This is a genomic window from Streptomyces lacrimifluminis, from assembly GCF_014646095.1.
Taxonomy (GTDB): domain Bacteria; phylum Actinomycetota; class Actinomycetes; order Streptomycetales; family Streptomycetaceae; genus Streptomyces; species Streptomyces lacrimifluminis.
In genome coordinates this window covers 1-6,277 of sequence record NZ_BMMU01000078.1, presented here as the reverse complement: position 1 = coordinate 6,277, position 6,277 = coordinate 1, and the positions used below count along the sequence as shown (strand labels likewise).

The following is a 6,277-nucleotide window of genomic DNA, read 5'->3' as shown; positions in this document are numbered from 1 at the left end:
CACACGCCCCCGGCGCACTCCCTCACCTTGATCGGCTACACCACGTCAAGGGACGCCATCATTCGCTCTTGTACGGCGCCGCGTGGCGGGCGGCGAAAGCCTTGGGTTACACCCACTTGATCACCTACACCCCAAGGCTTCGGCGTAGTCGCGCGCTGTCCGGTTCATGCGGATTTGCCACGTGCTTCGAACGAGTCTGTTGGCCCCACGGGCACGACTGGTCGGGGGCCGTTCACCTGGCGGTGTGTGTGGGATTTGAACCCACGGTGACATCGCGGCCACGACGTTTTTAAGATTGTCACCGTGAGCGGGCCGCATCGCGCGCCCCAATGATGAGAGTTTGCACGTCCATGACCACATCACGAAGGCGTCCCGGCTGCACGCCTTCGCGTGCCATCCACTCATCGAGGCGGGGATGGAGGTAACTGACCGCCCACGGCCCGGGGCGCCTCAGCAATGAGCGGCTGACCGAGATCTCTTCCTGGATCTCCCGACGCAGCTCGTCTGTCCAACCCTGCTCGCGATCAGCACTTCCCAGCGGAGCTTTTAGGGCGACCACGGCCTTGCCGAGGGACTCTCGCAGATCCATGGGCTCTCCAATCTATGCATCCCGAACCGTGAGCTGTCGCGCCTCCCGGTTCTAGCAGCACCGACGTTGGCGTACAGCAGCGGAGTACCGCAGCCACAGCAACCCTCCCCGTCCGCTACCGGTGATCTTCGAGTGGAGTCGCCCGCAGAACGGACATCGCCGCAGCGCCAGGGGCTGTAGCGAGCGACATCACGCAGCGAATCTCAGTAGTCCTCTGCAGAACCGACGGTCGACCAGGGTCTTCGCTCTGCCGGTTTGACGGCCTCTGGCGAGAGGACAGGCACGGGCTACCAAGATCATGGAGTTCTCTACGCCCCGTGACCTGCCTGGAAGACCGTGCCTGCCGACGCATCATCGCTGATCCCACCTGCCCTTGACCAGCTCCGCGACCGGCCCCAGGTTGCGCCAGGGGAGGTGCCGGGCCTGCTGGAACGGCTGGCCGAGGTGCCCGATCCTCGCGACCCGCGCGGGGTGCGGCACGCCTTGGCCGTCGTGCTCGCGCTGGCCGCGTGTGCGGTGTTGGCCGGGGCAACCTCACTGCTCGCGGTCGGCGAGTGGATCGTGGACGCACCGCCGCAGGTGCTGGAACGGCTCGGTGTGCAGCCTGATCCGGTACTGCCGCGGCGGCTGGTGCCGACGGAGGCGACGGTCCGCCGGCTGCTGGCCCGCATCGACGGCGACGCGCTGGACCGGGCCGTGGGCGGCTGGCTCGCCGACCGCCGCCCCGAGAGCTCCGGATTGCGCGGGCTGTCCGTGGACGGGAAGAGCCTGCGCGGCGCGGCCAAGGCCCGCGGCCGCAAGGTCCACCTGCTCGCCGCCCTGGAGCACACGTCCGGCCTGGTCCTGGCCCAGCTCGACGTGGGCGGCTGGGGAGCTGGAGCCAGGCAGTGATGGGACGAGGCCAGTCTTCGAGAACATTCCGGAGCCGGCAGATACTCACAGCCGCCGGCGGGGAACGTGGATGCTGTAGGCGAGGATCGTGTCGGTCACCGCGACGCCGTGCGGGCCGAACCCGGCCTTCACGGCCTTCGCACCGGTGCCGGCCTTCGGACGGGGCGGCAGCTCGTTGCTGTCAGCCAGAGCCTTCTGCCTGTGCTGCTTGCGCAGGGCATCGGCGGGTGCCACCCACCGCACGGCCGTCGCGTCGTCGAGAACCACGTCCTCCGTGCTTGCGGGCACTCTCGTGAGGTACGCGTCTGTGCTGACCGGTCCGCGCGGATCGCAGCCGGGAGCATCGTAGGTGCCGATCAACACCAGCTTGTCAGCGCGCACCTTGCCCCCCGTCTCCTCTTCTATGTGAGTTGCCACCCGTGTCTCCTACCAAGCCCAAGTAGCAGGTGGTGACGGTATCTTCCGTGTCACCACTCCTGTAGTAGCTGTCGGCAGGATGTCGCATGCCGAGCCAACCCGATCTGCTCGTACAGTGAGGCAGCCTCTTCCAGGAGGCGGCGCCCGGTCCCGGTATCGCCGCGCTTGCGGGCCGTTCGTGCCAGGATCTGCAGGGTGTTGGCTTCCCCGATCCCGTTCTCGGTCGTGTGGTAGAGGTCGCGGGCCTGCTCGGCGAGTGCGTCGGCCTGATCGAGGTCGCCGCGCTGGCGGGCGGTGACCGCCAAGGTCTGCAGAGCGTTGGCTTCTCCAATCAAGTCGCCGATGGTGTGGTAGAGGTCGCGGGCCCGGTCGGCGAGTGCGTCGGCCTGATCGAGGTCGCCGCGCTGGCGCGCAGTGTGCGCGAGGGTCTGCAGAGCGTTGGCTTCTCCGCGCTGGTTGCCGATGGTGTGGTGGAGGGAGCGGGCCCGGTCGGCGAATTCGTCAGCCCGATCGACGTCGCCGCGCTGGAGGGCGGTGTCCGCGAGGGTCTGCAGAGCGTTGGCTTCTCCGCGCTGGTTGCCGATGGTGTGGTGGAGGGAGCGGGCCCGGTCGGTGAGTTCGTCAGCCCGATCGAGGTCGCCGCGCTGGAGGGCGGTGTCCGCGAGGGTCTGCAGAGCGTTGGCTTCTCCGCGCTGGTTGCCGATGGTGTGGTGGAGGGAGCGGGCCCGGTCGGCGAATTCGTCAGCCCGATCGACGTCGCCGCGCTGGAGGGCGGCGTGCGCGAGGGTCTGCAGAGCGTTGGCTTCTCCATGCCGGTTGCCGATGGTGTGGTGGAGGGAGCGGGCCCGGTCGGCGAATTCGTCAGCCCGATCGACGTCGCCGCGCTGGAGGGCGGCGTGCGCCAGAGACCGCAGGGTGTTGGCTTCCCCGCGCCGGTCGCCGGTGGTTCGGTAGACGGTGAGAGCGGCTACTGGGTCGCGGGCAGCGATGGCTTGTGCGTGCAGATGCGGGTTGTTGAGTTCAGTAGCAAGGCTCTCTGCAGCTTTGCTTTGTGTGGCGGCGAGTTCGCGCTGGTGGGCTGATTCGGCGCGTTGGGTGAGGGACAGGCCAGTCGTCGGTTCGGCAGGTGCAGCGGTGGCGGTGATGCCCGGCGTGGGAAGCTGATTGTCGATGACCGGTGGTGCCCAAATGACTCGGCGGCTGGCGAGGTCGGCGTCGGACACGAGCAACTGGATCAGGCAACCCTTGGCGTGACAGCGACGGGCCGCACGGATGCCTTGGCGCATGTGTCGGCTGGCCTGCTCCATGTCCCAAGCCCTGTAGGCAATCCTGGCCAGGACGTTGTGGGCGAGGGCTGTGTGATGGTGACTGATCTCCGGCTGCTCCAGGAGACGTCGGGTGTGGACGACAGCCTCCTCATGGTCGTCCAAGGCGTAAGTGGTCCAGACGCGCAGGAAGGCAATGTCACCGGGCACGGTGCCTGGTAGCGGGTACGCGGACAGCGCATGCGCGACTGCGGTGCCAGGCGTGCCAGTGCCAGCCTGACTAAGGATTTCGTTCGTGGTGGGGTCGGGCGGGATGGGGGGCGTTTCGGGAAGTGCTTCCAGGAGCGTGCGCGCCCGGGGTGCGTCTCCAGTTTTCGACACGGCCTCGGTCAGGGCCGTCCAGAGTGCGTAGTTGTCGGCGTCGGCAGGTGTTCCGTGCTGCGCGCCCGTCCCGGCGTCTGTCCCGTGCTCGGCATCCTGGTCGTGTGTTTGGGGCGTGATTGCGATCGTCCAGTGGGTGGCGGCGTCCTGGTAGCGGAACCGCTTCCAGGCGGCATGTCCAGCCAGGCGAGCCGCGGTGCGTACTACTTGGCTGTGGCTGCCGAGGGACTGGTAGTGGGCCAGGGCCTGTTCGGCGTGGTCTTGCGCAGCGGGGTACTGCGCACGCTGGAACTCCAGCAGGCCGCTGGCGAGGTGAGCATCCGCGAAGACCATGGACAGCGCGCCCGGGCGGTCACGGACGGTCAGTGCGGCGTCGGCCAGCGTCTGAATCTGCAGCATGTCTACCGGCTGGGCACTCAGCGCGCGGGCTAGGCGGGCGGTCCACGCGGCGCTGTGCCGGTCGTCCCCGGTGGCGAAACGATGGTGGGCAGCGCGCAGCGACCATCGGTTATCTCCGGCGAGGGCTTCGTGGTACTCGGCGGCGGCGCGATGCAGGGCCGGAAGGACGCGTCCGGGCGGCGGCTGCCGTGCGTCGCTATCGCGCGCAGCTTGAATGAGCCAGCCGCGCAGGACGCTGTGCACCCGCCATTGCCCGGCATCTGCGTCCAAGGCGCGGATGTAGGAGCTCCGTTCCAAGCGGGCGAAGGCGTCCGCGTCCACCAAACCGTTCGAACCGCCGCTTCGTGCCACGATCAGCAGAGCATCAGCCGTGAAGACCTCCAGCACGGCAGCGGCCTGCAGTAGGCGCAGGGTACCGTCGCTGATCCGCTCCAGGACGTGGCTGCGCAGCCACGCCCTGCGGGCTGGCCCCGCCCGCTCGGCCAGGCCGAAGACCAGTTCTCCGAGCGCAGACGCCGGATCGTGGCCGTCGGTGAGGTGCCCTGTAAGGATGTCGATGATCCAACTGATCTCGACGGGCAGCCCTCCTGCGGCGCCGGTCACCGCCGTCGCAGCCTGGACATCGACGGGCAGGCCACGGCGGGCGAGGTACTTGCCGGTGTCCTCGGGCGCCCACGGCTCCAGCTCGACACGGATGATCCGGCCGCGACCGTCGACTGTGGCCATCGATGGAGCTGTGGTACCGGCGAGGACCACCCGCAGCCCTGGCATCTGAGCCAGCAACTGCTCCAGCACACTGGCGAACCAGCCGGCGACACCGTAGGAACGTCCGCGGCAGGGCTGTTCGGCGGCGATGTCGTCGAAGTACGAAAGTAACTCGCCGGTGTCGACCAGCAGCAGCAACCGGCGCCGTCGCACTGCGTGGGCCACCTTCATCAGCTGGCCGGTCCACTGCCCGCGCCGCTCGCCCTGGGTGCGGGGGTCCCCGACGGTTACCTGCACTGGGGAGTGGCTGATGCTGCCACCGAACCCGGCCCATTGCCGCACATTTACCCGCCACGGCCGATCGCCGCCGATCGCCGCCGCCTTCTGCCGCAGCCAGCGCCTGCGCCACCACGGCGCCATTGCGGCCAACCGGCCTCCGACCTGGCGCAGCAGCTCCAGCGCGGCATCCTCCCCGCCCTCTGCCCGCACCACCATCCCCGACACCAGTACCTCGGCGTCGACCACCGCGCACGCCCAACGGCCCGGCGGACACGCAGCCAAGCGGGCCAGCACGGTGGACTTGCCCATCCCCGACACGCCCGTCAATACCAGGACCCGCCCCATGCCGCCCTCAGCCACCAGGGCGTCAACAGCCCTCAGCGCTGCCTCACGGTCGGTGAACAGCTCCCCGACATCCTCCATGCCCACCCCCGACCACATATCTCTCTACCCGAACAGTTCCTATGCCATTAATCTGGCATAAAGCCTGATGCTGGAGAGGGTGAACAGCCCGGAGACCGACCTCGGGCAGCCCGATGGCGACGGCACAAAGCGGAAGGCCACCATGGCGACAACGATGCAGAAGACCGTGGCTGTCGGAGGCGTTTTCACCACGATCGCGACCGGCGTGGTCACCAACCAGATCACCGATCAGTGGAGTTGGACCTGGGCCGCAGCCCTGACCGTTCTCGCTGCTGCCGGAGCCTGGATGGCGCTCCTGGCACTCGCTGGCGGTCCAGCCGCCAGCCGTTCCCGGCACCGCATCCGTGCCGACCGCAACGGCCGAATCGAGGCGTCCGGAGCCACCGGCCGCGACGGAGCCATCATCGAGCAGACCGCGACCCGGGGCGGAACCATCACCGGATCCCCCGTCTCCGCCCGCAGCGCCGACGTCAAACAGACCACCAACCGTAACGGCCAGATCAACGACTCTCCCAGCGACATCGGGTAGCCATCCTCGGGTAGCCGCTCTGGAGCACAGTGAGACATCCAGACCTGATGCTGTGTCTCAGGTTCACCACAGCCAGGCGGTGGAGTGCCGTGCCCGGGACAGGGCGCGAGCGTCGCGGCGGGTGGCGGCGTTGCTGATCCGGCTCTGCCGGGCGCGGGGCCGGCGGGATTCTGTGGCGGCGAGGCGGCGGCGTCCGGCGTCCTGGAGTCGCCTGCGCTGCTTGCGCAGTTCTCGCTTCTTCTCCGCCTTCGACTTCGGCTTCCGGGGCCGCTTCCAGACCGGCTCCCAGGGCGGCGGCTCCTCGAGGACGGCGGCCCACTCCTTGGAGGCTTCGCGGGCGCGAGCGAGGGCGTCCTCGAAGCTGGGTTGTTCCGGGGTGCTCATGCGACTCCTGGGGTC

The 6,277-nt window shown here is 68.6% G+C and carries 6 protein-coding genes; 2 read left to right on the top strand and 4 right to left on the bottom strand.

The genetic code is table 11. The features are described from left to right. Window positions 1–298 precede the first annotated feature (298 nt). A complete protein-coding gene (locus IEY89_RS39675; protein ID WP_189152378.1) occupies window positions 299–589 on the bottom strand; it encodes a hypothetical protein in 291 nt (96 codons plus the stop codon). 414 nt (window positions 590–1,003) lie between these two features. On the opposite strand from IEY89_RS39675, the gene IEY89_RS39670 reads away from it, so the two are divergent. Beyond that, window positions 1,004–1,480: a transposase family protein gene (locus tag IEY89_RS39670; RefSeq protein ID WP_229695729.1), complete on the top strand. Its 477-nt coding sequence runs from the start codon at window positions 1,004–1,006 to the stop codon at window positions 1,478–1,480. 45 nt (window positions 1,481–1,525) lie between these two features. On the opposite strand, the gene IEY89_RS41385 is transcribed toward IEY89_RS39670, so the two are convergent. After that, on the bottom strand, window positions 1,526–1,897 hold the full coding sequence (locus IEY89_RS41385) for an NUDIX hydrolase (protein WP_229695728.1): 372 nt from the start codon (window positions 1,895–1,897) through the stop codon (window positions 1,526–1,528). Between the two features lie 50 nt (window positions 1,898–1,947). After that, the gene (locus tag IEY89_RS39660) at window positions 1,948–5,349 is read right to left on the bottom strand and encodes a tetratricopeptide repeat protein (protein ID WP_189152377.1); all 3,402 of its coding nucleotides are present in this window, start codon (window positions 5,347–5,349) and stop codon (window positions 1,948–1,950) included. A 79-nt stretch (window positions 5,350–5,428) separates the two neighbouring features. Between IEY89_RS39660 and IEY89_RS39655 the strand changes: the two genes are divergently transcribed. Then, window positions 5,429–5,878 (top strand): hypothetical protein, encoded by a 450-nt coding sequence (locus IEY89_RS39655; RefSeq protein WP_189152376.1) that lies wholly within the window; start codon window positions 5,429–5,431, stop codon window positions 5,876–5,878. 63 nt (window positions 5,879–5,941) lie between these two features. On the opposite strand, the gene IEY89_RS39650 is transcribed toward IEY89_RS39655, so the two are convergent. Beyond that, complete coding sequence (locus IEY89_RS39650; protein WP_189152375.1) at window positions 5,942–6,262, bottom strand: hypothetical protein; 321 nt, start codon at window positions 6,260–6,262, stop codon at window positions 5,942–5,944. Window positions 6,263–6,277 lie beyond the last annotated feature (15 nt).

What these genes read in the sequence shown, in the direction of transcription:
- IEY89_RS39675 (WP_189152378.1), bottom strand. Translation starts at nt 589, where the DNA reads ATGGATCTGCGAGAGTCCCTCGGCAAGGCCGTGGTCGCCCTAAAAGCT.
- IEY89_RS39660 (WP_189152377.1), bottom strand. Translation starts at nt 5,349, where the DNA reads ATGGAGGATGTCGGGGAGCTGTTCACCGACCGTGAGGCAGCGCTGAGG.
- IEY89_RS39650 (WP_189152375.1), bottom strand. Translation starts at nt 6,262, where the DNA reads ATGAGCACCCCGGAACAACCCAGCTTCGAGGACGCCCTCGCTCGCGCC.